General features: G+C 66.4%; 20 protein-coding genes and 2 rRNA genes. 15 read left to right on the top strand and 7 right to left on the bottom strand.

All coding sequences use genetic code 11. The annotated features are described in order from the left end of the window. The first annotated feature begins 141 nt into the window (after positions 1-141). Both ACYAF3_RS04530 and rrf read left to right on the top strand, forming a co-directional pair. Positions 142-3,032: ribosomal RNA gene (locus ACYAF3_RS04530) — 23S ribosomal RNA — on the top strand. A 144-nt stretch (positions 3,033-3,176) separates the two neighbouring features. Next, positions 3,177-3,292, top strand: a 5S ribosomal RNA gene (gene rrf / locus ACYAF3_RS04525). Between the two features lie 354 nt (positions 3,293-3,646). On the opposite strand, the gene dnaE2 is transcribed toward rrf, so the two are convergent. Genes dnaE2 through imuA form a run of 3 tightly spaced genes read right to left on the bottom strand, consistent with a single transcriptional unit; the run spans position 3,647 to position 8,746 of the window. Continuing rightward, positions 3,647-6,742 (bottom strand): error-prone DNA polymerase, encoded by a 3,096-nt coding sequence (gene dnaE2 / locus ACYAF3_RS04520; RefSeq protein WP_073658614.1) that lies wholly within the window; start codon positions 6,740-6,742, stop codon positions 3,647-3,649. Beyond that, positions 6,718-8,133 carry a Y-family DNA polymerase gene (locus ACYAF3_RS04515; protein WP_003116540.1) on the bottom strand — a complete coding sequence of 472 codons (1,416 nt, stop codon included), beginning with the start codon at positions 8,131-8,133 and terminating at the stop codon, positions 6,718-6,720. Before ACYAF3_RS04515 ends, dnaE2 begins: the two co-directional genes overlap by 25 nt. A gap of 7 nt (positions 8,134-8,140) precedes the next feature. Then, complete coding sequence (gene imuA, locus ACYAF3_RS04510; protein ID WP_031627677.1) at positions 8,141-8,746, bottom strand: translesion DNA synthesis-associated protein ImuA; 606 nt, start codon at positions 8,744-8,746, stop codon at positions 8,141-8,143. A gap of 251 nt (positions 8,747-8,997) precedes the next feature. Here imuA and pigA point away from each other — a divergent pair, with 251 nt between their 5' ends. Next, positions 8,998-9,594, top strand: a complete 597-nt coding sequence (gene pigA / locus ACYAF3_RS04505) for a biliverdin-producing heme oxygenase PigA (RefSeq protein WP_003085321.1) — start codon at positions 8,998-9,000, stop codon at positions 9,592-9,594. Between the two features lie 117 nt (positions 9,595-9,711). Here the strand turns inward: pigA and ACYAF3_RS04500 are convergent, their stop codons facing one another. Next, a complete protein-coding gene (locus ACYAF3_RS04500) occupies positions 9,712-10,032 on the bottom strand; it encodes a hypothetical protein (RefSeq protein WP_003455167.1) in 321 nt (106 codons plus the stop codon). Positions 10,033-10,197: 165 nt separating this feature from the next. On the opposite strand from ACYAF3_RS04500, the gene vreA reads away from it, so the two are divergent. The 3 genes from vreA (at position 10,198) to vreR (ending at position 12,485) form a co-directional block, all read left to right on the top strand. Next, positions 10,198-10,914 (top strand): TonB-dependent outer membrane receptor VreA, encoded by a 717-nt coding sequence (gene vreA, locus ACYAF3_RS04495; RefSeq protein WP_003120815.1) that lies wholly within the window; start codon positions 10,198-10,200, stop codon positions 10,912-10,914. Next, on the top strand, positions 10,911-11,456 hold the full coding sequence (vreI, locus tag ACYAF3_RS04490) for an RNA polymerase sigma factor VreI (protein WP_003085329.1): 546 nt from the start codon (positions 10,911-10,913) through the stop codon (positions 11,454-11,456). The genes vreA and vreI overlap by 4 nt, the downstream gene beginning before the upstream one ends. A gap of 69 nt (positions 11,457-11,525) precedes the next feature. Then, a complete protein-coding gene (gene vreR, locus ACYAF3_RS04485; protein WP_003106396.1) occupies positions 11,526-12,485 on the top strand; it encodes an anti-sigma factor VreR in 960 nt (319 codons plus the stop codon). A 9-nt stretch (positions 12,486-12,494) separates the two neighbouring features. Here the strand turns inward: vreR and ACYAF3_RS04480 are convergent, their stop codons facing one another. Both ACYAF3_RS04480 and gspH read right to left on the bottom strand, forming a co-directional pair. Further along, positions 12,495-13,136: a PulJ/GspJ family protein gene (locus ACYAF3_RS04480; RefSeq protein WP_003120814.1), complete on the bottom strand. Its 642-nt coding sequence runs from the start codon at positions 13,134-13,136 to the stop codon at positions 12,495-12,497. After that, positions 13,120-13,569, bottom strand: a complete 450-nt coding sequence (gene gspH, locus ACYAF3_RS04475; RefSeq protein WP_003106853.1) for a type II secretion system minor pseudopilin GspH — start codon at positions 13,567-13,569, stop codon at positions 13,120-13,122. The genes ACYAF3_RS04480 and gspH overlap by 17 nt, the downstream gene beginning before the upstream one ends. A gap of 146 nt (positions 13,570-13,715) precedes the next feature. On the opposite strand from gspH, the gene ACYAF3_RS04470 reads away from it, so the two are divergent. Next, the gene (locus tag ACYAF3_RS04470; RefSeq protein WP_023088537.1) at positions 13,716-14,147 is read left to right on the top strand and encodes a type II secretion system protein N; all 432 of its coding nucleotides are present in this window, start codon (positions 13,716-13,718) and stop codon (positions 14,145-14,147) included. A 2-nt stretch (positions 14,148-14,149) separates the two neighbouring features. On the opposite strand, the gene gspI is transcribed toward ACYAF3_RS04470, so the two are convergent. After that, complete coding sequence (gene gspI, locus ACYAF3_RS04465; protein ID WP_003455149.1) at positions 14,150-14,524, bottom strand: type II secretion system minor pseudopilin GspI; 375 nt, start codon at positions 14,522-14,524, stop codon at positions 14,150-14,152. A 233-nt stretch (positions 14,525-14,757) separates the two neighbouring features. On the opposite strand from gspI, the gene gspG reads away from it, so the two are divergent. From gspG to ACYAF3_RS04425, 8 genes are all read left to right on the top strand, one after another. Then, a complete protein-coding gene (gene gspG / locus ACYAF3_RS04460) occupies positions 14,758-15,207 on the top strand; it encodes a type II secretion system major pseudopilin GspG (protein WP_003085349.1) in 450 nt (149 codons plus the stop codon). A gap of 7 nt (positions 15,208-15,214) precedes the next feature. Beyond that, a complete protein-coding gene (gene gspK / locus ACYAF3_RS04455) occupies positions 15,215-16,180 on the top strand; it encodes a type II secretion system minor pseudopilin GspK (protein WP_105579215.1) in 966 nt (321 codons plus the stop codon). Beyond that, positions 16,177-17,388, top strand: a complete 1,212-nt coding sequence (gene gspL, locus ACYAF3_RS04450; RefSeq protein WP_016253830.1) for a type II secretion system protein GspL — start codon at positions 16,177-16,179, stop codon at positions 17,386-17,388. Before gspK ends, gspL begins: the two co-directional genes overlap by 4 nt. Further along, the gene (locus tag ACYAF3_RS04445) at positions 17,375-17,968 is read left to right on the top strand and encodes a type II secretion system protein M (protein ID WP_003112724.1); all 594 of its coding nucleotides are present in this window, start codon (positions 17,375-17,377) and stop codon (positions 17,966-17,968) included. Before gspL ends, ACYAF3_RS04445 begins: the two co-directional genes overlap by 14 nt. Continuing rightward, a complete protein-coding gene (gspD, locus tag ACYAF3_RS04440) occupies positions 17,965-20,376 on the top strand; it encodes a type II secretion system secretin GspD (protein ID WP_105579216.1) in 2,412 nt (803 codons plus the stop codon). Before ACYAF3_RS04445 ends, gspD begins: the two co-directional genes overlap by 4 nt. After that, a complete protein-coding gene (gene gspE, locus ACYAF3_RS04435) occupies positions 20,373-21,782 on the top strand; it encodes a type II secretion system ATPase GspE (RefSeq protein WP_003112722.1) in 1,410 nt (469 codons plus the stop codon). Before gspD ends, gspE begins: the two co-directional genes overlap by 4 nt. Beyond that, complete coding sequence (gspF, locus tag ACYAF3_RS04430) at positions 21,782-22,996, top strand: type II secretion system inner membrane protein GspF (RefSeq protein ID WP_003112721.1); 1,215 nt, start codon at positions 21,782-21,784, stop codon at positions 22,994-22,996. Before gspE ends, gspF begins: the two co-directional genes overlap by 1 nt. Before the next feature lie 513 nt (positions 22,997-23,509). Continuing rightward, positions 23,510-24,688 (top strand): substrate-binding domain-containing protein, encoded by a 1,179-nt coding sequence (locus ACYAF3_RS04425; RefSeq protein ID WP_023116094.1) that lies wholly within the window; start codon positions 23,510-23,512, stop codon positions 24,686-24,688. Positions 24,689-24,829: the final 141 nt, after the last annotated feature.

The following is a 24,829-nucleotide window of genomic DNA, read 5'->3' as shown; positions in this document are numbered from 1 at the left end:
AATTCGGGTATGTGATAGAAGTAAGACTGAATGATCTCTTTCACTGGTGATCATTCAAGTCAAGGTAAAATTTGCGAGTTCAAGCGCGAATTTTCGGCGAATGTCGTCTTCACAGTATAACCAGATTGCTTGGGGTTATATGGTCAAGTGAAGAAGCGCATACGGTGGATGCCTTGGCAGTCAGAGGCGATGAAAGACGTGGTAGCCTGCGAAAAGCTTCGGGGAGTCGGCAAACAGACTTTGATCCGGAGATCTCTGAATGGGGGAACCCACCTAGGATAACCTAGGTATCTTGTACTGAATCCATAGGTGCAAGAGGCGAACCAGGGGAACTGAAACATCTAAGTACCCTGAGGAAAAGAAATCAACCGAGATTCCCTTAGTAGTGGCGAGCGAACGGGGATTAGCCCTTAAGCTTCATTGATTTTAGCGGAACGCTCTGGAAAGTGCGGCCATAGTGGGTGATAGCCCCGTACGCGAAAGGATCTTTGAAGTGAAATCGAGTAGGACGGAGCACGAGAAACTTTGTCTGAACATGGGGGGACCATCCTCCAAGGCTAAATACTACTGACTGACCGATAGTGAACCAGTACCGTGAGGGAAAGGCGAAAAGAACCCCGGAGAGGGGAGTGAAATAGAACCTGAAACCGTATGCGTACAAGCAGTGGGAGCCTACTTGTTAGGTGACTGCGTACCTTTTGTATAATGGGTCAGCGACTTATATTCAGTGGCAAGCTTAACCGTATAGGGTAGGCGTAGCGAAAGCGAGTCTTAATAGGGCGTTTAGTCGCTGGGTATAGACCCGAAACCGGGCGATCTATCCATGAGCAGGTTGAAGGTTAGGTAACACTGACTGGAGGACCGAACCCACTCCCGTTGAAAAGGTAGGGGATGACTTGTGGATCGGAGTGAAAGGCTAATCAAGCTCGGAGATAGCTGGTTCTCCTCGAAAGCTATTTAGGTAGCGCCTCATGTATCACTCTGGGGGGTAGAGCACTGTTTCGGCTAGGGGGTCATCCCGACTTACCAAACCGATGCAAACTCCGAATACCCAGAAGTGCCGAGCATGGGAGACACACGGCGGGTGCTAACGTCCGTCGTGAAAAGGGAAACAACCCAGACCGCCAGCTAAGGTCCCAAAGTTGTGGTTAAGTGGTAAACGATGTGGGAAGGCTTAGACAGCTAGGAGGTTGGCTTAGAAGCAGCCATCCTTTAAAGAAAGCGTAATAGCTCACTAGTCGAGTCGGCCTGCGCGGAAGATGTAACGGGGCTCAAACCACACACCGAAGCTGCGGGTGTCACGTAAGTGACGCGGTAGAGGAGCGTTCTGTAAGCCTGTGAAGGTGAGTTGAGAAGCTTGCTGGAGGTATCAGAAGTGCGAATGCTGACATGAGTAACGACAATGGGTGTGAAAAACACCCACGCCGAAAGACCAAGGGTTCCTGCGCAACGTTAATCGACGCAGGGTTAGTCGGTTCCTAAGGCGAGGCTGAAAAGCGTAGTCGATGGGAAACAGGTTAATATTCCTGTACTTCTGGTTACTGCGATGGAGGGACGGAGAAGGCTAGGCCAGCTTGGCGTTGGTTGTCCAAGTTTAAGGTGGTAGGCTGAAATCTTAGGTAAATCCGGGGTTTCAAGGCCGAGAGCTGATGACGAGTCGTCTTTTAGATGACGAAGTGGTTGATGCCATGCTTCCAAGAAAAGCTTCTAAGCTTCAGGTAACCAGGAACCGTACCCCAAACCGACACAGGTGGTCGGGTAGAGAATACCAAGGCGCTTGAGAGAACTCGGGTGAAGGAACTAGGCAAAATGGCACCGTAACTTCGGGAGAAGGTGCGCCGGCTAGGGTGAAGGATTTACTCCGTAAGCCCTGGCTGGTCGAAGATACCAGGCCGCTGCGACTGTTTATTAAAAACACAGCACTCTGCAAACACGAAAGTGGACGTATAGGGTGTGACGCCTGCCCGGTGCCGGAAGGTTAATTGATGGGGTTAGCGCAAGCGAAGCTCTTGATCGAAGCCCCGGTAAACGGCGGCCGTAACTATAACGGTCCTAAGGTAGCGAAATTCCTTGTCGGGTAAGTTCCGACCTGCACGAATGGCGTAACGATGGCGGCGCTGTCTCCACCCGAGACTCAGTGAAATTGAAATCGCTGTGAAGATGCAGTGTATCCGCGGCTAGACGGAAAGACCCCGTGAACCTTTACTGTAGCTTTGCACTGGACTTTGAGCCTGCTTGTGTAGGATAGGTGGGAGGCTTTGAAGCGTGGACGCCAGTTCGCGTGGAGCCATCCTTGAAATACCACCCTGGCATGCTTGAGGTTCTAACTCTGGTCCGTGATCCGGATCGAGGACAGTGTATGGTGGGCAGTTTGACTGGGGCGGTCTCCTCCTAAAGAGTAACGGAGGAGTACGAAGGTGCGCTCAGACCGGTCGGAAATCGGTCGCAGAGTATAAAGGCAAAAGCGCGCTTGACTGCGAGACAGACACGTCGAGCAGGTACGAAAGTAGGTCTTAGTGATCCGGTGGTTCTGTATGGAAGGGCCATCGCTCAACGGATAAAAGGTACTCCGGGGATAACAGGCTGATACCGCCCAAGAGTTCATATCGACGGCGGTGTTTGGCACCTCGATGTCGGCTCATCACATCCTGGGGCTGAAGCCGGTCCCAAGGGTATGGCTGTTCGCCATTTAAAGTGGTACGCGAGCTGGGTTTAGAACGTCGTGAGACAGTTCGGTCCCTATCTGCCGTGGACGTTTGAGATTTGAGAGGGGCTGCTCCTAGTACGAGAGGACCGGAGTGGACGAACCTCTGGTGTTCCGGTTGTCACGCCAGTGGCATTGCCGGGTAGCTATGTTCGGAAAAGATAACCGCTGAAAGCATCTAAGCGGGAAACTTGCCTCAAGATGAGATCTCACTGGGAACTTGATTCCCCTGAAGGGCCGTCGAAGACTACGACGTTGATAGGCTGGGTGTGTAAGCGTTGTGAGGCGTTGAGCTAACCAGTACTAATTGCCCGTGAGGCTTGACCATATAACACCCAAACAATCTGATGATTGTGTGTTGTAAGGTGAAGTCGACGAACCGAAAGTTCGCATGAACCGCAAAACACCTTGAAATCACATACCTGAATCCGGATAGACGTAAGCCCAAGCGAACGGATATCCAACCGAATTGCTTGACGATCATAGAGCGTTGGAACCACCTGATCCCTTCCCGAACTCAGAAGTGAAACGACGCATCGCCGATGGTAGTGTGGGGTCTCCCCATGTGAGAGTAGGTCATCGTCAAGCTCCTATCCCAAAACCCCTGGTCAGCGATGACCGGGGGTTTTGCTTTTGCGCGCGGAAAAAGGCGTGCTTCCTGTTCACCTTGCCGAACCCCTCCTGGCATGTCCTCTTTCGCGTCTAGCGTAGCGAGAGTCCGGGCGGATCCGCATGACGCTGGCGCTCTTGCGTTCGCCGTACCGATCCCGATCCGCGAGTTAGAGCCTCGCTTCGAGGAGAAAGACAAAAGATGGCTTCCGGTGAAGGGAATCGCTTGATTTACTGTATGAATAAACAGTATCTTGAGCGCTCCCCCCTTCGTGGCCATCCCTGTTGGCCATCCCAAGGCAGCTCGTCTCTCGAGCTGCCTTTTTCTTTGTCTCAATGGAAATCCCGGCTGCGGACGTCCAGGCCGGTGAGTAGAGGGGTCAGGTCATGCAGGCGCCCGGCGATGACGTGGCGCACCTCGCCGGAGGACTCCAGGATGCCTTCCACCTGTAGCAGCCGGGACTCGAGGAATGGCCGCCTCTGCCGTTCGGCAAGGTCGTGTCGGACCACCACGTTGACCATGCCGAACTCGTCTTCCAGGGTGATGAAGGTGATGCCGCTGGCGGTCTGTGGGCGCTGCCGGCCGACCACCAGGCCGGCGACCCGTATCGGTCGCCCATGTCCCAGTTTCGCCAGTTCGCGGGAGTCGCGGCAGCGGCGGGCCTTGAGCTGTCCACGCAAGAGTTTCAGCGGATGCGGGCCGAGGGTGGTGCCGAGGAGAGCGTAATCGCTCAGCAGTTCCTCGCCGCGCGAAGGCAGTGGCAGGCTGACCGTGCTCTCTTCGATGACGGTCCCTTCGGCGAACAGCGGCAATTGCGGCTCGACGCTGGCGACGGCCCAGCGCGCCTTGTGCCGGTGTCCGGCGAGACCGCGCAGGGCGCCGGCATCGGCCAGCAACTCCAGGGCCCGGGCGTCGAGCCTGGCGCGTCGGCCAAGATCGTGCACGTCGAGGAACGGCTGGGCCTCCCGGACCTGCTCGATACGCCTGGCATCCTCCTCGCGAAAGCCTCGGATCATCCGCAGGCCGAGGCGTATGGCCGGTTGCGCCTGGCCGAACGGCTCCAGGCTGCAATCCCAACCGCTGTGGCGGACATCCACCGGGCGTGTCTGCAGGGTGTGGCGGCGGGCGTCCTGGAGCAACTGGTCGGGGCTGTAGAAGCCCATCGGCCAACTGTTGATCAAGGCGCAGGCGAAGGCCGCCGGCTCGTGACGTTTCAGCCAACTGCTGGCGTAGGTGAGCAGGGCGAAGCTGGCGGCGTGGGATTCAGGGAAACCGTAGCTGCCGAAGCCTTTGATCTGCTCGAAGATGCGCGCTGCGAAGTCGGCCTCGTAGCCGTTGGCGAGCATGCCCCGGGTCAGCCGCTCGCGGTGGTGTTCCAGGCCGCCATGACGCTTCCAGGCGGCCATCGAACGACGCAGTTCGTCCGCCTCGCCCGGCGTGTAGTCGGCGGCGACGATCGCCAGTTCCATGACCTGTTCCTGGAACAACGGGACGCCCAGGGTACGTTCGAAGACCTTCTCCAGTTCGGCCGATGGATAGGCCACCGGCTCTTCACCGTTTCGCCGGCGCAGGTAAGGATGCACCATGTCGCCCTGGATCGGCCCCGGCCGGACGATGGCGACCTGGATCACCAGATCGTAGAACTTCTGCGGGCGCAGGCGTGGCAGCATGGCCATCTGGGCGCGCGATTCGATCTGGAACACACCGATGGTATCGGCGCGGCTGATCATTTCGTAGGTGGCCGGGTCTTCGCTCGGGATACTGGCGATGCTCAACCGCTTGCCGCCGCGCAGCGCGTGGATCAGGTCGAAGCTGCGGCGCAGGGCGCTGAGCATGCCCAGGGCGAGGACGTCGACCTTGAGCAGGCCGACCGCGTCGAGATCGTCCTTGTCCCACTGGATCACCGTGCGTTCGGCCATGCTGGCATTCTCCACCGGGACCAGGGTGTCCAATGGCTGTTCGGAGATGACGAAGCCGCCGGGGTGCTGCGAGAGGTGGCGCGGAAAACCGATCAACTCGTCGGTCAGGGCCAGCACCCGGCGCAGGATCGGACTCTGCGGATCGAAGCCGGCCTCTTCCAGGCGTTCGGCGCTGGGGGCCTGGTCGCTCCAGCGGCCGCAGCAGTTGGCCAGGACGTCGACCTGCTCGGGCGGCAGACCCAGGGCCTTGGCTACGTCGCGCACCGCGCCGGCGCCGTGGTAGGTGCTGACCACCGCGGTCAGCGCCGCGCGCTGGCGTCCGTAGCGTGTGAAAACGTACTGGATGACCTCCTCGCGGCGCTCGTGTTCGAAATCCACGTCGATGTCCGGTGGTTCGTTGCGCTCGCGGGAAAGGAAGCGCTCGAACAGCAGGTTGGTCCGGTCCGGGTCCAACTCGGTGATGCCGAGGGCGAAGCACACTGCCGAGTTGGCCGCCGAGCCGCGGCCCTGGCAAAGGATTTTCCGGCCCCGGGCGAAGGCGACGATGTCCTGCACGGTGAGGAAATAGCTTTCATAGCCCAGTTCGGCGATCAGCTCGAGTTCTCTCTCGATCTGCTTGCGGACCTTGGCGCTCGCGCCGTTCGGCCAGCGCCTGGCGATGCCCTGTTCGGTGAGATGGCGGAGCCATGACGCCGGGTCGTGTCCGGCCGGTACCAATTCGCGTGGGTACTGGTATTTCAGCTGTTCCAGATCGAACCGGCAGCGTTCGGCGATCTTCAGGGTTTCCGCCAGCAGGGCTTGCGGGTAGATCCCCTGCAGGGCCTCCAGGGTACGCAGGTGGCGTTCCCCGTTGGGGAAGAGATAGGCGCCGGCCTCGCTGACCGGCAGATGGTTGCGGATCGCTGTCATGCAGTCCTGCAGGGCTCGCCTGCCGCGGGCGTGCATGTGGACGTCGCCGCAGGCCACGGGCGGTAGCCGGAGATGCGAGGCGAGCGCGAGCAGTTTGTCCAGGCGGGCATCGTCATCGGCGCCGCGATGCAACTCGACGCCCAGCCAAAGGCGCTGGGGGAAGCGTTCGCGGAGCCAGGCAGCCTGCTCGTCCCCATGGTCGTTCGGCAACCAGATCGCCAACAGGCCGGCGAGCGGCTGTTGCAGATCTTCGCGCAGCAGCCGGTAGTGGCCCTTGTCGGCTTGTCGCCGGCCGCGGGTGATGAGGCGACAGAGGTTCTGGTAGCCCTTCAGGTCCTCCGCCAGGAGGACCAGCTTGGGCCCCTGTTCGAGGCGGATTTCGCTGCCGATGATCAGTTGTACCTGATGCTCCCGCGCCGCCTGCCAGGCCCGCACGATACCGGCCAGGCTGCATTCGTCGGTGATCGCCAGGGCCCGATAGCCCAGGCGTGCTGCACGGGCGAAGAGTTCCGCGGCGCTGGAGGCGCCGCGCTGGAAACTGAAGTTGGACAGGCAATGCAGTTCGGCGTAGGCGCTCATGCGAACCAGCCATGCAGCCACAGCGGCCCTTCGCTGCCGACCTCGCGATAGACCCAGGCACGTTGTCCGCTGCGGGTTTCCACCAGGTAATAGTCGCGGCGGATGTCTTCGCCATCCCACCAGCCCGACTCGATCCGCTCCGGGCCGGCCAGCACGGTGGGCAAGGCCTCGCCGAGGGGGCGTGGCTCCGCCAGCAGCCAGCCGGGGCGGAGGCCGCAGGCTGCCGGCGATTGCGCCCTGTCGCAGCTGTGCGGCCGCCAGCTTCGCTCCGGACGGTGTTCGGCGACGGCGCTCAGGCCCTGTACCGCCTCGTCGCCCAGCCGCGCGCGCAGGCGTTCCCGCAACTGTTCCCAGCCGAGATACTGCTGTGGGCGCTCGTCGAACAGTTCGCGGTGCTGCGGCGTGAAAGGAGGCAGCTCGCGGGCCTCCAGGCGCACGGCATGCACGGGGGCGGGCAGTTGCAGCTGTTCGAGACGGCCGCGGGTCAGTTCGAAGAGCATGGCCGCCTCGCGTTCGGCGCTGAGCAGGCCGACCGTGACCTGGCTGTCGGCGCGCCCGTGATGCTCCAGATGCAGGGTGAAGCGCTGCACGCCGCTGTCGCGTCCGGCGAGAAAGGCGGCGAGATCGGCGCTCAGCCGTCGCAGGGGGAAGAGCAGGGCCTGGTGCGACTCCACGTCGAAATTGAGTTCGATGCGCAGGTCGAAGGTGTCCGGCGGCCGGTAGTGCTCCAGCGCCAGCGGGCTGCGGCCGCAGAGGCGGTCGATGTGCAACAGCAGTTCGGCCGGGAAGCGACGGGCCAGGGCGGCGCGCGGCAACTCGAGGACCTGGCGCAGATGGCGCAGTCCCATGCGTCCGAGGGCGACGGCCAGCTCCCGCGAGAGTCCCAGGCGGTCCAGCGGAAGGGCGGACAACTGGCGTTGCAGCGCTGTCTCGTCCTCGATGGCCAGGCCGTCGTGGCTGTTCGCCAGGACCCTCGCCGCCACCGGGTTCGGCGCCAGGCACAGGCGATGGCGGAAGCCCAGCGCCGTGAGTTCCTTGCGCAAGCGGGCCTCGAAGCGTGGCCAGGGGCCGAACAGGGCAAGGCTGGACTGCACTTCCAGCAGCAGCGCACGCGGATAGTGCAGGCTGACCTGCGAGCTGAAACCGTAGGCCCAGGCGGCGAGGAAGGCCTGCCAGCGCTCCACGGCGGCGAGGTCGTATTCCGCCGTGGCGAAGTCCCGGCTCAGGGCCTGGGCGGCGATCAGCGATTGACCGGGCTTCAGGCCGAGCGCGCGTGCCGCAGGGTTGACCGCCTGCAACTGCCGGCGCTGCGCTGGGCCGCCGAGCAGCGCCAGCGGTGCGTCGGGATTGCTCCGTTGACGCAGCGCGCTGTCCATGGCCAGTTGCGGCAGGAGAATGCAAGCCCAGAGCATGGCCGCCTCATTGCCAGGCGCTGGCCGGCAGGGCGGTCGCCGGCGCGAGGCCGCCCCGGCACTTGAGGATGCGCAGGCGTGGGGGGCGGGTTTCGATGCACAGGCGTAGCGCTGCCGGCGAAGGATTGACCGCTTCGCGCAGGGGGCGATAGGCGAAACCCAGGGCCTGACCGCTTTCGGCGGCGACCTGGAGGCGGCGCAGGGCGCGGTCGTCGGCCTGCTGCGGCCAGCACAGCACTGCGGCGCAACTGCCCGAGCGCAGGCACTGTTCGGCAGCCCACAAGGCGTCGCGTCCGCTGGCCTGCAGCAGGACCAGGTGGCGCAGGTCGACCGCGGCGGCCAGCCAGGCCTGCGGATAAGGTACGTAGGGGGCGCCGACCAGGACGACACGACGTTGCGCCTGGGTCAGGCGAGCGAGGGTCGGCATCAGTAGTTGCAGTTCGCCGACACCGTCGCGGGCATGGAGGATTTCGCTCAGGGCATGCTCCGGCCAACCGCCGCCGGGCAGCAGTGCGTCCAGGCGCGCATGCCCGGTGGGCAGGGAAGCGCCGGCCGGTACGGCGGACTGGCCTTTCCAGATCCTACGCGCGTCGAGCAGCGCACTCAGCGCTATGCCATTGCCTCGTCCGGCGACGGCTGCGGGTGGGGTGATGTCGGCTACGGATGAAAGGGAGGCCAAGGAAATAACTCGAATGCTGTATGTAAATACAGTATTTGCTGTAGTCCTTTTCTGGTCAATGGCAGTCGGTCGGCATCCTTTCATGTGACACTGAGATTCAATAACGAATATAATTGAGAATCGTTATTGATCCTGGGCGCGCTATGTCGGCCCAGTGCGTTCCGTCCCTCGAAAGGAATTCCCCTATGGATACCCTGGCCCCTGAATCCACTCGGCAAAACCTGCGTTCGCAACGCCTCAACCTGCTGACCAACGAGCCGCACCAGCGCCTGGAGAGCCTGGTGAAAAGCAAGGAACCCTTCGCCAGCCGGGACAATTTCGCCCGCTTCGTCGCCGCCCAGTACCTCTTCCAGCATGACCTGGAGCCGCTTTATCGCAACGAAGCGCTGGCCCGCCTGTTCCCCGGCCTGGCTTCCCGCGCCCGCGACGACGCCGCTCGTGCAGACCTGGCGGACCTCGGCCATCCGGTGCCGGAGGGCGACCAGAGCGTGCGCGAGGCCGACCTGAGCCTGGCCGAGGCACTGGGCTGGCTGTTCGTTTCCGAAGGTTCGAAGCTGGGCGCTGCGTTCCTGTTCAAGAAAGCCGCCGCGCTCGAACTCGACGAGAACTTCGGCGCCCGCCATCTGGCCGAACCGGAAGGCGGCCGCGCGCAAGGCTGGAAGAGCTTCGTGGCGATCCTCGACGGCATCGAGCTGAACGAGGAAGAAGAGCGCCTGGCCGCCAAGGGCGCCAGCGATGCCTTCAATCGTTTCGGCGACCTGCTGGAGCGTACCTTCGCCTGAGGGGCGTTCCTTGTCCTTTGATCGGCGGCCAACCTCGCCGACGACGATTGCCCCGGCCTGGTTGCCGGGGTTTTCTGTCTTGCGCCGCCGGCCAGGAGCGCGGACCTGCGGAGACCCTTAGCGAGGCGGCCGCTGCGCTTCCACTGAGTTGCCGAACGAGGTGCCCAGGCGAATGCGCGTCGCCGATTGGTTGTACAGGCCGAGCTGGTTTGGCGGACGCCGGACGATGGCGGCGGAATCCAGCTCCTGTTCGCGGCGGGTCCTGGCCGCGCTGTCAGGATCGGTCATCTGCTGGCTCAGGCATTCATAGGACAAAGCCTGGTAGCCGTTGACCTCGGTGTTGATGCAGTTCGCCGGCGGCGTCGGCTCGTCGGCCAGGGTGGCGTTCATGGCCAGGCCCAGGATCAGGGCCGGCAGAACCTGCGATGAACGGTGCATGGCGATTCTCCCGCGCTGGGATGGTGGTTTCCCGCTTATACGGCAATCGGTGAAAACATGTCACCGCAGGTACCGTCACACCACAGTCACACAGTGCCATCAGGATGTCCCTCCTGGGTGATGGCCATCTGGCCTGAACCGGGTAGTTCGGACTGGAATCCGTTGATGTCGATCCTCGGGGTGGCAAGGTCGTGCGCAGTGTCGTTGCTCGGTCTCGGCATGCTGCTGCCGGCGTCCGGCGCCGTGCCGGGCGATGGCGGCAGGCCGCCGTTGCGCCTGGCGGTGCACGCGTTCGATATTCCTCCGCAGAGCCTGGCATCGGCGCTGGTGACCTACAGCGGGGTGACGGGAATGGCGGTTCTGGTGGATGGCGAGCTGGCCCGTGGACGGCGCTCGGCCCGCTTGCAGGGGCGCTTCACCGCCAGCGACGCCCTGACCCGACTGCTCGGCGGAACCGGCCTGATGGCGCGCTACACCAGCCAGGAAGCGTTCACCCTGCTGCCGGCGCAGGCCGTCAGGAACGCTGCGCCGCTGCCGGCAGAGATGCCGAAGGTCGAGCAGCCGCTGGATCGGCGCTACGCGGGAGCGGTCCAGGCGGCGCTGGAAGAACAGTTGTGCCGCTCGCCGCGCACTCGTCCGGGTACCTATCGCGCGGTGCTGCAACTCTGGATCGGTCGCTTCGGCGAGGTTCGCCACAGTCGCCTGCTCGGTTCGACCGGCGACCCGCAGCGGGACAGCGCCCTGGTGGAAAGCCTGCGCGGCGTGCGGGTGATGCAGGCGACGCCCGCTACGCTGGCCCAGCCGCTGACCATCCTGTTGCTGCCGAAGACGACGGGCAAGGCCATGGAATGCAAGCTGACGGAGGGAGTGGGAGGGTCATGAGCGATTCGCGGCAAAGCGCGATGGTGAAGCTGTTCCTCGCCTCCTACGACGACTTCAAGGCGCGCCTGAAACGGCGCCTGGGCTCCGAGGACCTGGCGTGCGACGTGCTGCACGAAACCTACCTGAGAGTCGACCGGCTGGATGATGCCCTGGAGGTCAAGAAGCCCCAGGCCTACCTGTTCCGTATTGCCCTGAACATTGCCGCCGACCGCCGCGAGGGCGACGCCCGCCTGCTCACCGGGGAGGAGGTGGCGGAGCTGTTGCAGGTGGCCGACGAAGGCCTCGACCCGGAGCGCATCGTCGGCGGTCACGCCGAGATCCGTCGCCTGCTGGAGGCGCTCTGCGAACTGCCGGCGCGGCGTCGGCAGATTCTCATCGCCTCGCGCCTGGAAGAGACGCCGCATGCGGAAATCTCCCGTCGCTTCGGCATTTCCACCCGCACCGTGGAGAAGGAACTCAAGGCCGCCCTGTGGTTCTGCGCGGAGCGCCTGGAAAGAAAAGTCATCCAGAGGTTCGGTCCCGGGGCCGGAAAACCGTCATAAGCATAAGCAGGTGGAAAACCGCCGCCATATCCCTCCCATGAGCCATTCCGGTGTCCGTACAGCACAGTCATGACAGCCTCAGACTCCGCCGCCGATGAAACCGGCGACCTTCGCCACGAAGCGCACGCCTGGGTGATCAGCCTGACCTCCGGACGCGTCACCCAGGGCGACGCGCGGGCCTTCCGCCAGTGGTGTGCGCGCAGCCCGCAACACCTGCGAGCGTTCGTCGAGGCGCGCGATCTCTGGCAGGCACTCGGCAGTGCCGCCGCTCTGCCGCTGGAGCCGCCGGCCGTGGCGCAGATCGCGCCGAGGCGTTTCGGTCGTCGCTGGTTCGTCGGCGGTGCGCTGGCCGCCTCGGTGGCGTTGTTCGTCTTGCGCCCGTCGCTGCTCGACCATGGCCTGGGCGGCGCCGACTACGTCACGGCGGTCGGCGAGCAACGCCAGGTGCAGGTGAGCGGCGAGACGCGGATCGAGATGAACACCCGCACCCGCCTGAACGTGCGGCGCAATCAAGAGCAGCAGGAAACCATCGAACTGCTCGGCGGCGAGGCCGAGATCATCGCCAGCCACCCGCCGCAGAGCAGCCTGCGGGTGATGGCCGGGAGCGCCTGGCTGAGCGCCAGCCGGGCCCGCTTCAACGTGCGCAGCAGCGGTGACGTCTGCGTGGTGACCTGCCTGGAGGGCAGCGTGCGGCTCGAACACCTCGGCCAGCGCCTGGACCTCCAGGCCGGCCAGCAGCTGACCTTCGACGAGCGACGCAACGGTCCGCCGGTGCCTTTCGACGTTGCCGAGGTGATGGCCTGGCGCGAGCGCATGCTGGTGTTCAACGACGTACCGTTGGCCACGGTGATCGACGAAATCAACCGCTACCGTCCCGGCATGCTCCTGCTGCTGGACAAGGCCCTTGGCCGACGCCGGGTCCAGGCCCGTTTCAGCCTCGATCAACTGGCCGACGTGGCGACCCTGATCCGCGATGCCTATGGCATCGAGGTCACCCGCCTGCCGGGCGGGGTGGTGCTGCTCGGCTGAGCCACCGCTTCATTGCAGGGCCACCACCCGTCGATAGCGCTCCACGCCGTTGCGGGTGACCCGTGCCAGGCTGATCTCCAGTCCGCTGGCGCGGACTTTGCTGCGTGCCGGCAGGCGCGTCCAGCCCTTTCCCGGCACCCAGGCACGGATCTCGAACCGACTCACGTCGTCCAGCACAGCCACCCGCTCCGCCAGCGGCGGCAACGGCAGGCGGTCGCCGCTGGGCGAGGCGGCGCGGTAGAGGACCTTGCCCTGTCGCCACCAGCGCACGCGCTGCAGCGGCGCGCCTGGCTCGGTACTGGCGCGGACGATGTCCAGGCGCAATGGGATCTCGCTCAGGCGCTTCAGTGCGAGTCCGGGCGGCAGGCTGTCGCCGGCCCGGATCGGCTCGTCGCCGCTGGGCAGGCCGGTCTCCTCCCGGATGGCGCTGTGCAGGGCGATGTCGCGCTCCAGTTGGTTCAGCGCGCGCAGTAGCGCGGCGCCCTGCTCGGTGCTGTCCTCCAGGTGCGCGCTGGCCCGGGCGATGCTGTCCAGGCCGCGCCAGGCCATCAGGCTGACGATGGCCATGAGCATGATCGCGACCATCACCTCGATCAGGGTGAAGCCGGCTTGCCGGCGCCGCGTCGTCGCGCGTTCAGCGTACCCGGACATGGCCGTTCGCCTCGCGCAGCACGGTGACGCTGTGTTGGCCGTCGGAGAGCGTTATCCGCAACGGCGCGCCGATCCATTCGGCGTCCAGCAACACCGGTCGCGGCGGGCGCACGCTGACCCGCAGCGGCGCGGCCTGCCAGTCGCGCGCGCGCAATTCGGTGTCGGCGGCGAAGGCGTCGGTCTTGCCGCGATAGGCCTGCGGGCTGAAGCGATAGCCCTTGGCGCTGGGCTGCCAGAGGATCGGCGTACCGCGTACCCGCGCTTCGCCCTGGGCTATTTCCAGCAACCGCGCCAGGCGCGCGGCATCCTGGCGCAGCAGGCCCGTCGGGTCGGGGCGGGCGCTCAGGCTGATGGCCGCCGTGGCGATGCCGACGATTACCAGCACCACCATCAGTTCGATCAGGGTGAAACCGCCTTGCCGGGGTCGCCTCACCGGATGCCGCTCCGCGAAGAGAGAGGTTTCCAGAGTGCCCGACGAAGATGATCGGCGTGTGAAACATAACGGAGAGAATTCCGCGCTAGGCTGGTGCCGGGGCGCCGTTCGTGGCGCCCGTCGCCCAGACGCCAGGAGAGCCCGCCATGCCGGCCATGCCCCGTATCGATCCGCCCCGCCTGGTCCAGTTCGCCGCCGTGCTGGCGATCCTCGCCGGCCTGCTGTTCTGGGGCTATCTGTTGCTGGCGCCGATTCCCGGCGTGGTCCAGGCCGAGGTCGCCGACGTTCCGCCGCCCAGCGGCGAGGGCGCCGCTCAACGCTGGTTCGCGACGCCTTCCAGTGAGGTCGAGGTGCAACTGGCGGGATTGATCAGCGGTGGTCCCGCGGCGATCGCCATCCTCTCGGTGAACGGCGCGCCGGCCCAGGCCTATCGCGAGGGCGAGGTCCTGGCACGTGCGGCGAAGGTGCGGCGGATCGAGGCCGACGCGGTGCTCATCGAGCAGAACGGCGAGGTTCGCCGGGTGGCCATGCAGCGGCTCGCCGAACCGCCGCCGCTGGCTACCCTCAAGCGCGGTTGAGATCACCGGGAGCGGCTCAGCAGGGTGTTCAGGCGCGCCAGCGGCACCGCCTGTTCGCGCTGCGTGCGCACACGGATTTCCACCCACAGTAGCGCGGGGTCGTCGGTGGCCTCGACGCGTTGTTCGCAGTACAACCGCAGGCGGCCCTGGGAGCATTCGAAATCACTGTTTCCCGGAGCCGTGCCGACGCCCAGGCGTAGCTCGGCGAGCCGGCTCTCCGCTGCCAGCAGGGCCAGCGACTTGTCGCGCAACAGACCATTGCCGTCGGTCATCAGGCCCACCGCGCGGATCGCCGCGGCCAGGGCGATGGCGACGATGGCCAGCGCGACCAGCACTTCGATCAGGGTGAAACCGCGGGAAGACAGGCGCGTGGACATCGCGGAAAGGTCGGCGAAAGGGGACTTCCAGGCTAGCCGGGAAATCTGACCGATCCCTGACAAAAGCTCGGGAGGGCGCTCCCGCGAGCCATCCCCGGCGCCTGCCGGAAAGCCCGGCTCCAGGGCCTTGCGGGCGCCTCCGGAAGAGCGGCGCACCCGAGGATTTTCAATATCGTTGACATATCTTCCTGAAACAATCCGCGGCGAATCGAACCATGCCGAGGAGTGTCGAGATGGATGTCGTGCAGTTCAGCTCCAGCCCGAAAGGACATCGGGGACAGCGGGGCTTCACCCTGATCGAGATCATGGTGGTGGTGGTGATCCTCGGCATCCTCGCCGCGATGGTGGTGCCCAAGGTGCTCGACCGTCCCGACCAGGCCCGCGCTACCGCGGCGCGCCAGGACATCTCCGGGCTGATGCAGGCGCTCAAGCTCTACCGCCTCGACCAGGGCCGCTATCCGAGCCAGGCGCAGGGCTTGAAGGTGCTCGCGGAGCGCCCTGCCGATGCCTCGGCAAGCAACTGGCGCTCGTACCTGGAGCGCCTGCCCAACGACCCCTGGGGCAAGCCCTACCAGTACCTGAATCCCGGCGTGAACGGCGAGATCGACGTGTTCTCCCTCGGCGCCGACGGGCAGCCGGGCGGCGAGGGCATCAACGCCGACATCGGCTCCTGGCAGCTCTGAGCGCGCCATGAACGGTCATCGCCAGCGCGGCATGGCGATCATCAGCGCGCTGCTGATCGTCACCGTGGTCGCGGTCATAGCCGCCGGCCTGATCGCCCGCCAGAGCGCATTCATCCGCGCCCTGGAAAGCGAGCAGCTACGCATCCAGGCCGGCTGGATGCTGCGCGGCGGCCTGGAATGGAGCCGCCAATTGCTGCTCGAGGACAGCCGCCGCGACCCGCTGACCCGCCTTGACCAGCGCTGGGCGCAACCGATGCGTGGCTTGCGTCTGAGCAGCGCCGAATTGCCGTTCAACGGCCAACTGGAAGACGAGCAGGGCAAGTTCAACCTGCGCAACCTGTTGGTCGACCAGCGCCCCGATCTCCAGGAGCGAGCGAACTTCGAACGCCTCGCCGGTCTGCTCGACGTGCGCCCGAAGGAGGCGCGGCTGATCGTCGAGCGGGTACTCGCCTCCTATGCACGGCTGCCCGCCGAAGCGCCGCCGGCCGAGACGCAACCCGCAGGCTTCGACAGCGGCCGCGAGACTTCGCCGGGCGCCGTGTTGCGTGCGCTTCCGGCGCGCATGCCGGCGCTCAGGCGTCTCGACGACCTGGCGCGGCTGGGCATTCCGCCGGCGACCCTGGAACGCCTGCGACCCTACGTCACCATCCTGCCCGAAACCACCTGGATCAACGGCAACACCGCGCGCGCCGAAGTGCTCGCCGCCTGTGTCCCCGGCCTCGGGCTGGACCAGGCGCGGCGGGTGCTCGGCGAGCGCGACCGGGGCCGCTGGTTCCTCAATCGCGGCGACTTCGTCAACCGCCTGAACATGCCGCAATTGCAGGCGCAGTCGGTGAAGGTCGGGATCACCAGCGACTGGTTCCTGCTCACCGCCTATGCTCGGCGCGACCGGCAAGAGGTGCGCCTGCAAGCCCTGGTGCAGCGCAAGGCCGGTGAAAGCACGGCGGTCAACTGGATGAGGGTGGGCTCATGAAGGCCGCCTGGCGTTGCCTGCTGCCGCCGCTGAGCGAGTTCGCCGAGGCGGCGCCGCTGCATTGTTTGCGCCTGGATGCGCGCGGCGCGGTGCAGGAACGAATCGAGGTCTCGCTCGCGGAACTGGCGCGGCGGCGCCAGGGGTTGCCGGTGGCGCTGTTCCTGCATCCGCGCGATTGCCGCCTGGTCAGTCTCGAACTGCCGGCGCTGCCTGCGGCGAAGCTTGCCGCCGCGGTGAACTGTGCGGCCGAGGCGCTGGTCCTCGGCGATCCGGCGCAGCTACGCCTGGCCCACGGCCCGCGCGGCGCCGACGGGCGCCTGACCTTGGGGTGGCTGGAGGCGTCGGCGCTGGCCTCGCTGGAGCAGGCCGTACAGCGGCTGCGGCTCGACGTGCGGGAGGTGCAGGCCGCGCCGTTCCTCCTGCCGTTGCGCGATGACGCTTGGGTGGCCGGCGAGTGGGACGGCCATCTGCTGTTGCGCCGCTCGCTGAGCGACGCTGTGGTCCATCCCTTGCCGGAGCAGGGCCTCGCTGAGGTCCCGCAGGAGTTGCGGCTGTTCTGGCTGGGCGAGCGACCGGCGTGGCGCTCCGCAGCCCTGGAGCGGGCCGAGGCGCTGGACGAAGCGCTGCGCTGGAGCGGGCCCGCCAGTCCGTGGGGATTGGCGCTGAAAGCGCCGGCGACGAGCGCCGGCAACGGCACCTGGAAGATGCCCCTGTTCTGCGCTGCCCTGGCCTTGCTGGTGTGGGTCGCCGGTCTGAACCTGTACGCCGGGCAACTGGCCGAGCAGGGCCAGTCCTTGCAACGGCAGAGCAGTCAACGCGTGCAGCAGGCCTTCCCGGAACTGCCGGTGGTGCTCGATCCGCTGCGCCAGGCTCGCGAGCGACGCGACGCCTATCTGGCCGGCAAGGCCGATGGCGATGCCGCACCGGGACTGGCCGCGCTGCTGCATGGCGCCGGCGAGGCGATGCCGTTCCTCGCCGGGCGCCTGCAACGACTGGACTACCACGCCGGCGAACTGGACCTGGAGCTGCTGCCGGGACCGCCAGGCGGCGATGCCGCTGCCTGGCAGGGCGAGTTGGGCAAGCACGGGTTGCAGGCCGATGCCTCCGACAAGGGCTGGCAGGTGCGCGCCATGGAAGCGCCGCCAGCGCCGGCCGCTGGCGCGGCAGACAGTGGCACTGCCGAGGCGGCTGCCGATGAAGATGAATAAGCGCCTGGCGGGCCTGCTGAATACTCCGGCGCAGCGCTGGAGTCCCCTGCTGCTGCGATTGCAGGCCTACTGGCGGCAACTGGCGCCGCGCGAGCGCAAGATTCTCGCCGGCGGTGGCCTGGCGCTATGCCTGGCGCTGACCTGGCAAGTGTTCGTCGATCCGCCGCTGGCGCGGATCGAGCATTGGCAAGCCGAACTGCCGCGCCTGCGTGCGCAGGCTGCGGCGGTGGACGGCGTGTTGCGTGAGGTCGAGGCGTTGCGCGGTCCGACCCTGAGCGGTACGGCGGACGCCGAGGCGATCCGTCGCAGCCTGCGCGATCAGGGACTCGACGGTTTCCAACTGGACGCCCCGCAACCGGGCCAATGGCAACTGGACTTCGCCAGCGTGTCCGGCGAGGCCTTGCTGCGCTGGCTGGCGCGCAGCCCGGCAGCGTTGCGCCTGAGCGTCAGCGAGGCGCAGGTGACGCGTCTCGACGCTCCTTCCGAGGAGCGCTCCGGCTCTTCGAACGAGCTGTCCGGCGGGCTGGTGTCCGCCTCGATCCATTTGCAGTCGACTTCCGCTCCCAAGGATTCCCCATGAGGCAATCAGCTTTCCACCATGCCCGGCGTCGTTGGCCTGTACTGGGCGTGGCGCTGGGCGCGCTACTGGTCGTGGCGTGTAGCGAGACGCCGAAGGTCCCCGGCGTGCCCCCGGCCGACGAGGAAGTCGGTCGGCCGCTGAGCAGTGTCCGCTCCGGTGCGCCGTTGCGCAGCGCCGACGTCCGCGAGCGGCCCCAGGCCGAGCAGGCCCGCCGCGCGCTGAGTGCCGGACGCGGCGTAGCGCGCTCCGGTGGCGTGGCTCCGGTCTCAGCGACAGCGGCCGAACTCGGCGAGCAGCCGGTCAGCCTGAATTTCGTCGATACCGAGGTGGAAGCGGTGGTGCGCGCGCTGTCGCGCGCCACCGGCCGGCAGTTCCTGGTCGACCCGCGGGTGAAGGGCAAGCTGACCCTGGTTTCCGAAGGCCAGGTGCCGGCGCGCACCGCCTACCGCATGCTCACCAGCGCCCTGCGCATGCAGGGCTTCAGCGTGGTCGACGTCGACGGGGTCAGCCAGGTGGTGCCGGAGGCCGACGCCAAGCTGCTCGGCGGGCCGGTCTACGGCGCCGACCGGCCGGCGGCCAACGGCATGGTCACGCGGACCTTCCGCCTGCGCTACGAGAACGCGGTGAACCTGATCCCGGTACTGCGCCCGATCGTCGCGCAGAACAACCCGATCAATGCCTATCCGGGGAACAACACCGTGGTGGTCACCGACTACGCGGAAAACCTCGACCGGGTCGCCGGGATCATCGCCAGCATCGACATCCCCAGCGCCAGCGACACCGACGTGGTGCCGATCCAGAACGGCATCGCGGTGGACATCGCCAGCACCGTCTCCGAACTGCTCGACAGCCAGGGCAGCGGCGGCGCCGAGCAGGGCCAGAAGACCGTGGTGCTCGCCGACCCACGCTCCAACAGCATCGTGATCCGCTCGCCGAGCCCAGAGCGCACGCAATTGGCGCGCGACCTGATCGGCAAGCTGGACAGCGTGCAAAGCAATCCCGGCAACCTCCATGTGGTCTACTTGCGCAACGCCCAGGCGACCCGCCTGGCCCAGGCCCTGCGCGGGCTGATCACCGGCGACAGCGGCGGCGAGGGCAACGAGGGCGACCAGCAGCGCGCGCGCCTGAGCGGCGGCGGCATGCTCGGTGGCGGCAATAGCGGTACTGGTAGCCAGGGCCTGGGGAGCAGCGGCAATACCACGGGCAGCGGTTCCAGCGGGTTGGGCGGCAGCAACCGCAGCGGCGGCGCCTATGGTGCGATGGGCAGCGGCCAGGGCGGCGCCGGACCCGGTGCGATGGGCGAGGAGAACTCGGCGTTCTCCGCCGGCGGGGTCACCGTACAGGCCGACGCCACCACCAACACCCTGCTGATTTCCGCACCCGAGCCGTTGTACCGCAACCTCCGCGAAGTCATCGACCTGCTCGACCAGCGCCGCGCCCAGGTGGTGATCGAAAGCCTGATCGTCGAGGTCAGCGAAGACGACTCCAGCGAGTTCGGCATCCAGTGGCAGGCCGGCAACCTCGGCGGCAACGGCGTGTTCGGCGGGGTCAACTTCGGCCAGTCGGCGCTGAACACGGCCGGCAAGAACACCATCGACGTGTTGCCCAAGGGGCTCAACATCGGCCTGGTGGATGGCACCGTGGACATCCCCGGGATCGGCAAGATCCTCGACCTCAAGGTGCTCGCCCGGGCGCTGAAGAGCCGCGGCGGCACCAACGTCCTGTCGACCCCGAACCTGCTGACCCTGGACAACGAGTCGGCGAGCATCATGGTCGGCCAGACCATACCCTTCGTCAGCGGCCAGTACGTCACCGACGGCGGCGGTACCAGCAACAACCCGTTCCAGACCATCCAGCGCGAGGACGTCGGCCTGAAGCTGAACATCCGTCCGCAGATCTCCGAGGGAGGAACGGTCAAGCTCGACGTCTACCAGGAGGTCAGCAGCGTCGACGAGCGCGCCAGCACCGCCGCCGGGGTGGTCACCAACAAGCGCGCGATCGATACCAGCATCCTCCTCGACGACGGCCAGATCATGGTCCTCGGCGGCCTGTTGCAAGACAACGTGCAGGACAACACCGACGGTGTTCCCGGACTCTCCAGCCTCCCCGGCGTCGGTTCGCTGTTCCGCTACCAGAAGCGCTCGCGGACCAAGACCAACCTGATGGTCTTCCTGCGTCCCTACATCGTCCGCGACGCCGCCGCCGGCCGCAGCATCACCCTCAACCGCTACGACTTCATCCGCCGCGCCCAGCAGCGCGTGCAGCCGCGCCACGACTGGAGCGTCGGCGACATGCAGGCTCCGGTGCTGCCGCCGACGCAGCAGGGCATCCCGCAGGCCGCCTACGACTTGCGCCCGAGCCCGCGGCCGCTGCGCGCGGTACCGCTGGGCGAGGCGGCGCCGCTATGAGCCTGCTGCCCTACGCCTGGGCCAAGGCGCAGCGCGCCTTGCTGCGGCCGGGCGAGCATGGCGCGACCCTGCTGGTCAGCCCGCGCACGCCCGGCTGGGCGATCAGCGAGGTGCGCCAGCGGCATGCGCCGGCCAGCCTGGAGAGCGTCCGCGACGACGAGCTCGACACCCTGCTGGCCAGCGCCTACTCCGATACCGGCAGCGCCGCGGCGGTGGTCGGCGCGGCGGAGAGCGAGGTCGACCTCGACCGCCTGATGGACGATATCCCCGAGGTTACCGACCTGCTCGACACCCAGGATGGCGCGCCAGTGATCCGCATGATCAACGCGCTGCTGACCCAGGCCGCGCGCGATGAGGCCAGCGACATCCACATCGAGCCCTTCGAGACCCATTCGGTGGTGCGCTACCGCGTCGACGGCGCCCTGCGCGACGTGGTCGCGCCGCGCAAGGCGCTGCACGCGGCGCTGGTGTCGCGGATCAAGATCATGGCGCAGCTGGATATCGCTGAGAAACGCCTGCCCCAGGACGGCCGCATCGCCTTGCGGGTAGCCGGGCGGCCGATCGACATTCGCGTCTCCACCGTGCCCACCGGCCACGGCGAACGGGTGGTGATGCGCCTGCTGGACAAGCAGGCCGGACGCCTGAGGCTGGAGACCCTGGGCATGGCTCCCGGCGTGCTGGCGCCGCTGGACAACCTGATCCGCCAGCCGCACGGCATCGTGCTGGTCACCGGGCCCACCGGCAGCGGCAAGACCACCACCCTCTACGCCGCCCTGGCGCGGCTCGACGCCAGCACCAGCAACATCCTCACCGTCGAGGACCCGGTGGAGTACGACCTGCCGGGGATCAGCCAGATCCAGGTCAACGCGCGCATCGACATGACCTTCGCCGTAGCCCTGCGGGCGATCCTCCGGCAGGACCCGGACATCATCATGATCGGCGAGATCCGCGACCTGGAGACCGCGCAGATCGCCGTGCAGGCTTCGCTCACCGGGCACCTGGTGCTGGCCACGCTGCACACCAACGACGCGGTGTCGGCAGTGACGCGGCTGGTGGACATGGGCGTCGAGCCGTTCCTGCTCGCCTCGTCGATGCTTGGCGTACTCGCCCAGCGCCTGGTGCGGCGCCTGTGCACGCATTGCCGGGTCGAAGAGGACGGCGGCTGGCGCGCGGTCGGCTGCCCGGCTTGCAACCAGACCGGCTACAGCGGGCGCACCGGCATCCACGAACTGTTCGTGATCGACGACGAGATCCGCCGCCTGGTCCACCAGGGCCGCGCCGAGCAGGATCTCCGCGAAGCCGCCCGCGCGGCCGGCATGCGCAGCATGCGCGAGGACGGCGAGCGCTGGATCGCCAGCGGCTCCACCACCCTGGAGGAAATCCTCCGCGTGACCCGGGACGCCTGATGCAGACCTTCCGTTACGAAGCCGCCGACGCCCAGGGCCGGATCGAGACCGGCACCCTGGAGGCGGACAGCCAGCGTGGCGCCCTCGGCCAACTGCGCGCCCGCGGCCTGACCCCGCTGGAGGTCCGCGAGCAGGCTGGCGGCGGGACCGGGCAAGGGGCGGGCGCGCTGTTCGCCCCGCGCCTGTCCGACGGCGACCTGGCCTGGGCCACCCGCCAGCTGGCCAGCCTGCTGGCCGCCAGCCTGCCGCTGGAGGCGGCGCTGAGCGCCACCCTCGACCAGGCCGAGCGCAAGCACATCGCCCAGACCCTGAGCGCCGTGCGCAGCGACGTGCGCGGCGGCATGCGCCTGGCCGACGCCCTTGCCGCACGGCCGCGGGACTTCCCGGAAATCTACCGGGCGCTGGTGGCTGCGGGCGAGGAGTCCGGCGACCTGGCCCAGGTGATGGAGCGCCTGGCCGACTACATCGAGGAACGCAACGCCCTGCGCGGCAAGATCCTCACCGCGTTCATCTACCCGGCGGTGGTCGGCGTGGTCTCCATCGGCATCGTCATTTTCCTCCTCGGCTACGTGGTGCCGCAGGTGGTCAGCGCCTTCTCCCAGGCGCGCCAGGACCTGCCGGCGCTGACCCGGGCGATGCTCCAGGCCAGCGACTTCGTGCGCGCCTGGGGCTGGCTCTGCGCCGGCGCCATCGGTAGCGCTTACTGGGGCTGGCGCTTGTACCTGCGCGACCCGCAGGCGCGGCTCGGCTGGCACCGGCGAGTGCTGCGCCTGCCTCTGCTCGGTCGCTTCGTGCTCGGGGTGAATACCGCGCGCTTCGCCTCCACCCTGGCGATCCTCGGCAGCGCCGGCGTACCGCTGCTGCGCGCGCTCGATGCGGCGCGCCAGACGCTGGCCAACGACTGCCTCGCGCAGGCGGTGGAGGAGGCCACCGCGCAGGTTCGCGAAGGTGTCTCGCTGGCCTCGGCGCTGCGCACGCGGCAGGTGTTCCCGCCGATCCTCACCCACCTGATCGCCAGCGGCGAGAAGACCGGTGCGCTGCCGCCGATGCTCGACCGCGCGGCGCAGACCCTGTCGCGCGACATCGAGCGCCGCGCCATGGGCATGACCGCGTTGCTCGAGCCGCTGATGATCGTGGTCATGGGCGGGGTGGTGCTGACCATCGTGATGGCGGTGCTGATGCCGATCATCGAGATGAACCAGCTGGTCCAGTAGTCCGTGCCTGAACAAGCCCTTCCCGTGCGGGGCGGTTAACCGCTCGCGGCTATCCGCCGTGGGGATGGGGCGTCTCAGCAGTCTTCCGAAGAGAGGTATCGGCGGATAACGCCGCTGGCGTAATCCGCCCTACGGGAGGGGCTTGTGCAAGCCGGCCTTCCTCTCGCTGTCATCAACCCGTGTGGCCCCTCGCCAGGGCTCGGGTGCATGTTTCAGCGAGGTTGCCCCGAGGGCGCGCCATGGCCGTCGCGGGCCGGCCGCCGGGAGGCGCTCGCGGAACCTCGCAGGTCCCGCGAAAAGGCCCGGCGCAGAGCCTGCGAACACCCGAGGAAAGGCTGCGAAAACAATTCGATGCTCCCGAGATTTTTTCCCCGATCTGTCACCGGAACTTGCGAGTTTTATCCCCAGCGGCCCCTTCGACCGGCTAGGGATGCAAAGCCCGGCAAGCACGGCGCCGCCTCATGCAAGACGACTTCCTCAACGTACCAACACCACGATGAAAGGAGATTCTTCATGTTCAAGCGCTCTCTGATCGCTGCCTCGCTGAGCGTGGCCGCCCTCGTATCCGCCCAAGCCATGGCCGACATCAACGGCGGTGGCGCCACCCTGCCGCAACAGCTGTACCAGGAGCCCGGCGTCCTGACCGCCGGCTTTGCCGCCTACATCGGCGTAGGCAGTGGCAACGGCAAGGCGGCCTTCCTGAACAACGACTACACCAAGTTCGTCGCCGGCACCACCAACAAGAACGTGCACTGGGCCGGCAGCGACTCCAAGTTGAACCCGAGCGGCGAAACCACCCCCTATCTGAGCGCCCATGGCTCCGCCTGGGGACCGCTGATCCAAGTGCCGTCGGTAGCTACTTCGGTCGCTCTGCCGTTCAACAAGTCAGGTAGCAACGCCGTCAACTTCGCAGACGTGAACACCCTTTGCGGTGTCTTCTCCGGCCGTCTGACCGATTGGAGCCAGATTCCCGGATCGGGCCGTAGCGGCGCCATCACAGTGGTCTACCGTTCCGAGAGCAGCGGCACTACCGAACTGTTCACCCGCTTCCTCAACGCCTCTTGCTCCAGCGCCCTCGAAGGTGGCACCTTCGCCATCACCACCAGCTTCGGTAACAGCTTCTCCGGCGGCCTGCCGGCTGGCGCCATATCGGCCCAGGGCAGCCAGGCCGTGATGAATACGCTCAACGCCGCCGAAGGCCGCATCACCTATATGAGCCCGGACTTCGCCGCGCCGACGCTGGCCGGCCTCGACGACGCCACCAAGGTCGCCCAGGTGCGCGGCGTATCGCCGGCTCCGGCCAACGTCTCGGCAGCCATCGGTGCCGTTACCCCGCCGACCACCGCACAGCGTTCAGACCCGAACAACTGGGTGCCGGTCTTCGCCGCCACTGCCAGTGCGACCGATCCGAGCGTCCGTCCTTATCCGACCACCGGCTATCCGATCCTCGGCTTCACCAACCTGATCTTCAGCCAGTGCTACGCCGACGCTACCCAGACCCAGCAGGTGCGCGACTTCTTCACCCGTCACTACGGCGCCAGCGTCAACAACGACACCGCGATCACCAACCATCGCTTCGTGCCGCTGCCGGCTTCCTGGAAGCTTGCCGTACGCCAGTCGTTCCTAACCTCCACCAACAACCTGTACATCGGCCATTCCAACGTCTGCAACGGTATCGGCCGTCCGCTCTAAGACGCTCCAGTCCACGGGCGATAGCGGAGACCGGCGGTGCGCAAGCACTGCCGGTTTCTTTTTTCCGGCGCTTAGCCGCTTTCCATGAACTTTCCGTGACAAGACTTCGGCCCGCCCGGTTGCGGGCTGTCTTTCTATCAG

Source organism: Pseudomonas sp. TZ252 (assembly GCF_056110345.1).
The sequence above is the reverse complement of the archived record's forward strand: the minus strand, read 5'-3'. Positions and strand labels throughout refer to the sequence as shown.

Excerpts from the sequence above, each read along its gene's own strand:
- ACYAF3_RS04445 (WP_003112724.1), top strand. The coding sequence starts at position 17,375 with ATGAAGATGAATAAGCGCCTGGCGGGCCTGCTGAATACTCCGGCGCAG.
- gspL (WP_016253830.1), top strand. The coding sequence starts at position 16,177 with ATGAAGGCCGCCTGGCGTTGCCTGCTGCCGCCGCTGAGCGAGTTCGCC.
- vreI (WP_003085329.1), top strand. The coding sequence starts at position 10,911 with ATGAGCGATTCGCGGCAAAGCGCGATGGTGAAGCTGTTCCTCGCCTCC.
- gspI (WP_003455149.1), bottom strand. The coding sequence starts at position 14,524 with ATGTCCACGCGCCTGTCTTCCCGCGGTTTCACCCTGATCGAAGTGCTG.
- ACYAF3_RS04500 (WP_003455167.1), bottom strand. The coding sequence starts at position 10,032 with ATGCACCGTTCATCGCAGGTTCTGCCGGCCCTGATCCTGGGCCTGGCC.
- ACYAF3_RS04515 (WP_003116540.1), bottom strand. The coding sequence starts at position 8,133 with ATGCTCTGGGCTTGCATTCTCCTGCCGCAACTGGCCATGGACAGCGCG.
- pigA (WP_003085321.1), top strand. The coding sequence starts at position 8,998 with ATGGATACCCTGGCCCCTGAATCCACTCGGCAAAACCTGCGTTCGCAA.
- gspF (WP_003112721.1), top strand. The coding sequence starts at position 21,782 with ATGCAGACCTTCCGTTACGAAGCCGCCGACGCCCAGGGCCGGATCGAG.
- gspK (WP_105579215.1), top strand. The coding sequence starts at position 15,215 with ATGAACGGTCATCGCCAGCGCGGCATGGCGATCATCAGCGCGCTGCTG.
- gspE (WP_003112722.1), top strand. The coding sequence starts at position 20,373 with ATGAGCCTGCTGCCCTACGCCTGGGCCAAGGCGCAGCGCGCCTTGCTG.
- vreA (WP_003120815.1), top strand. The coding sequence starts at position 10,198 with ATGTCGATCCTCGGGGTGGCAAGGTCGTGCGCAGTGTCGTTGCTCGGT.
- ACYAF3_RS04480 (WP_003120814.1), bottom strand. The coding sequence starts at position 13,136 with ATGTCCGGGTACGCTGAACGCGCGACGACGCGGCGCCGGCAAGCCGGC.
- gspD (WP_105579216.1), top strand. The coding sequence starts at position 17,965 with ATGAGGCAATCAGCTTTCCACCATGCCCGGCGTCGTTGGCCTGTACTG.
- ACYAF3_RS04470 (WP_023088537.1), top strand. The coding sequence starts at position 13,716 with ATGCCGGCCATGCCCCGTATCGATCCGCCCCGCCTGGTCCAGTTCGCC.
- vreR (WP_003106396.1), top strand. The coding sequence starts at position 11,526 with ATGACAGCCTCAGACTCCGCCGCCGATGAAACCGGCGACCTTCGCCAC.
- ACYAF3_RS04425 (WP_023116094.1), top strand. The coding sequence starts at position 23,510 with ATGTTCAAGCGCTCTCTGATCGCTGCCTCGCTGAGCGTGGCCGCCCTC.
- gspG (WP_003085349.1), top strand. The coding sequence starts at position 14,758 with ATGGATGTCGTGCAGTTCAGCTCCAGCCCGAAAGGACATCGGGGACAG.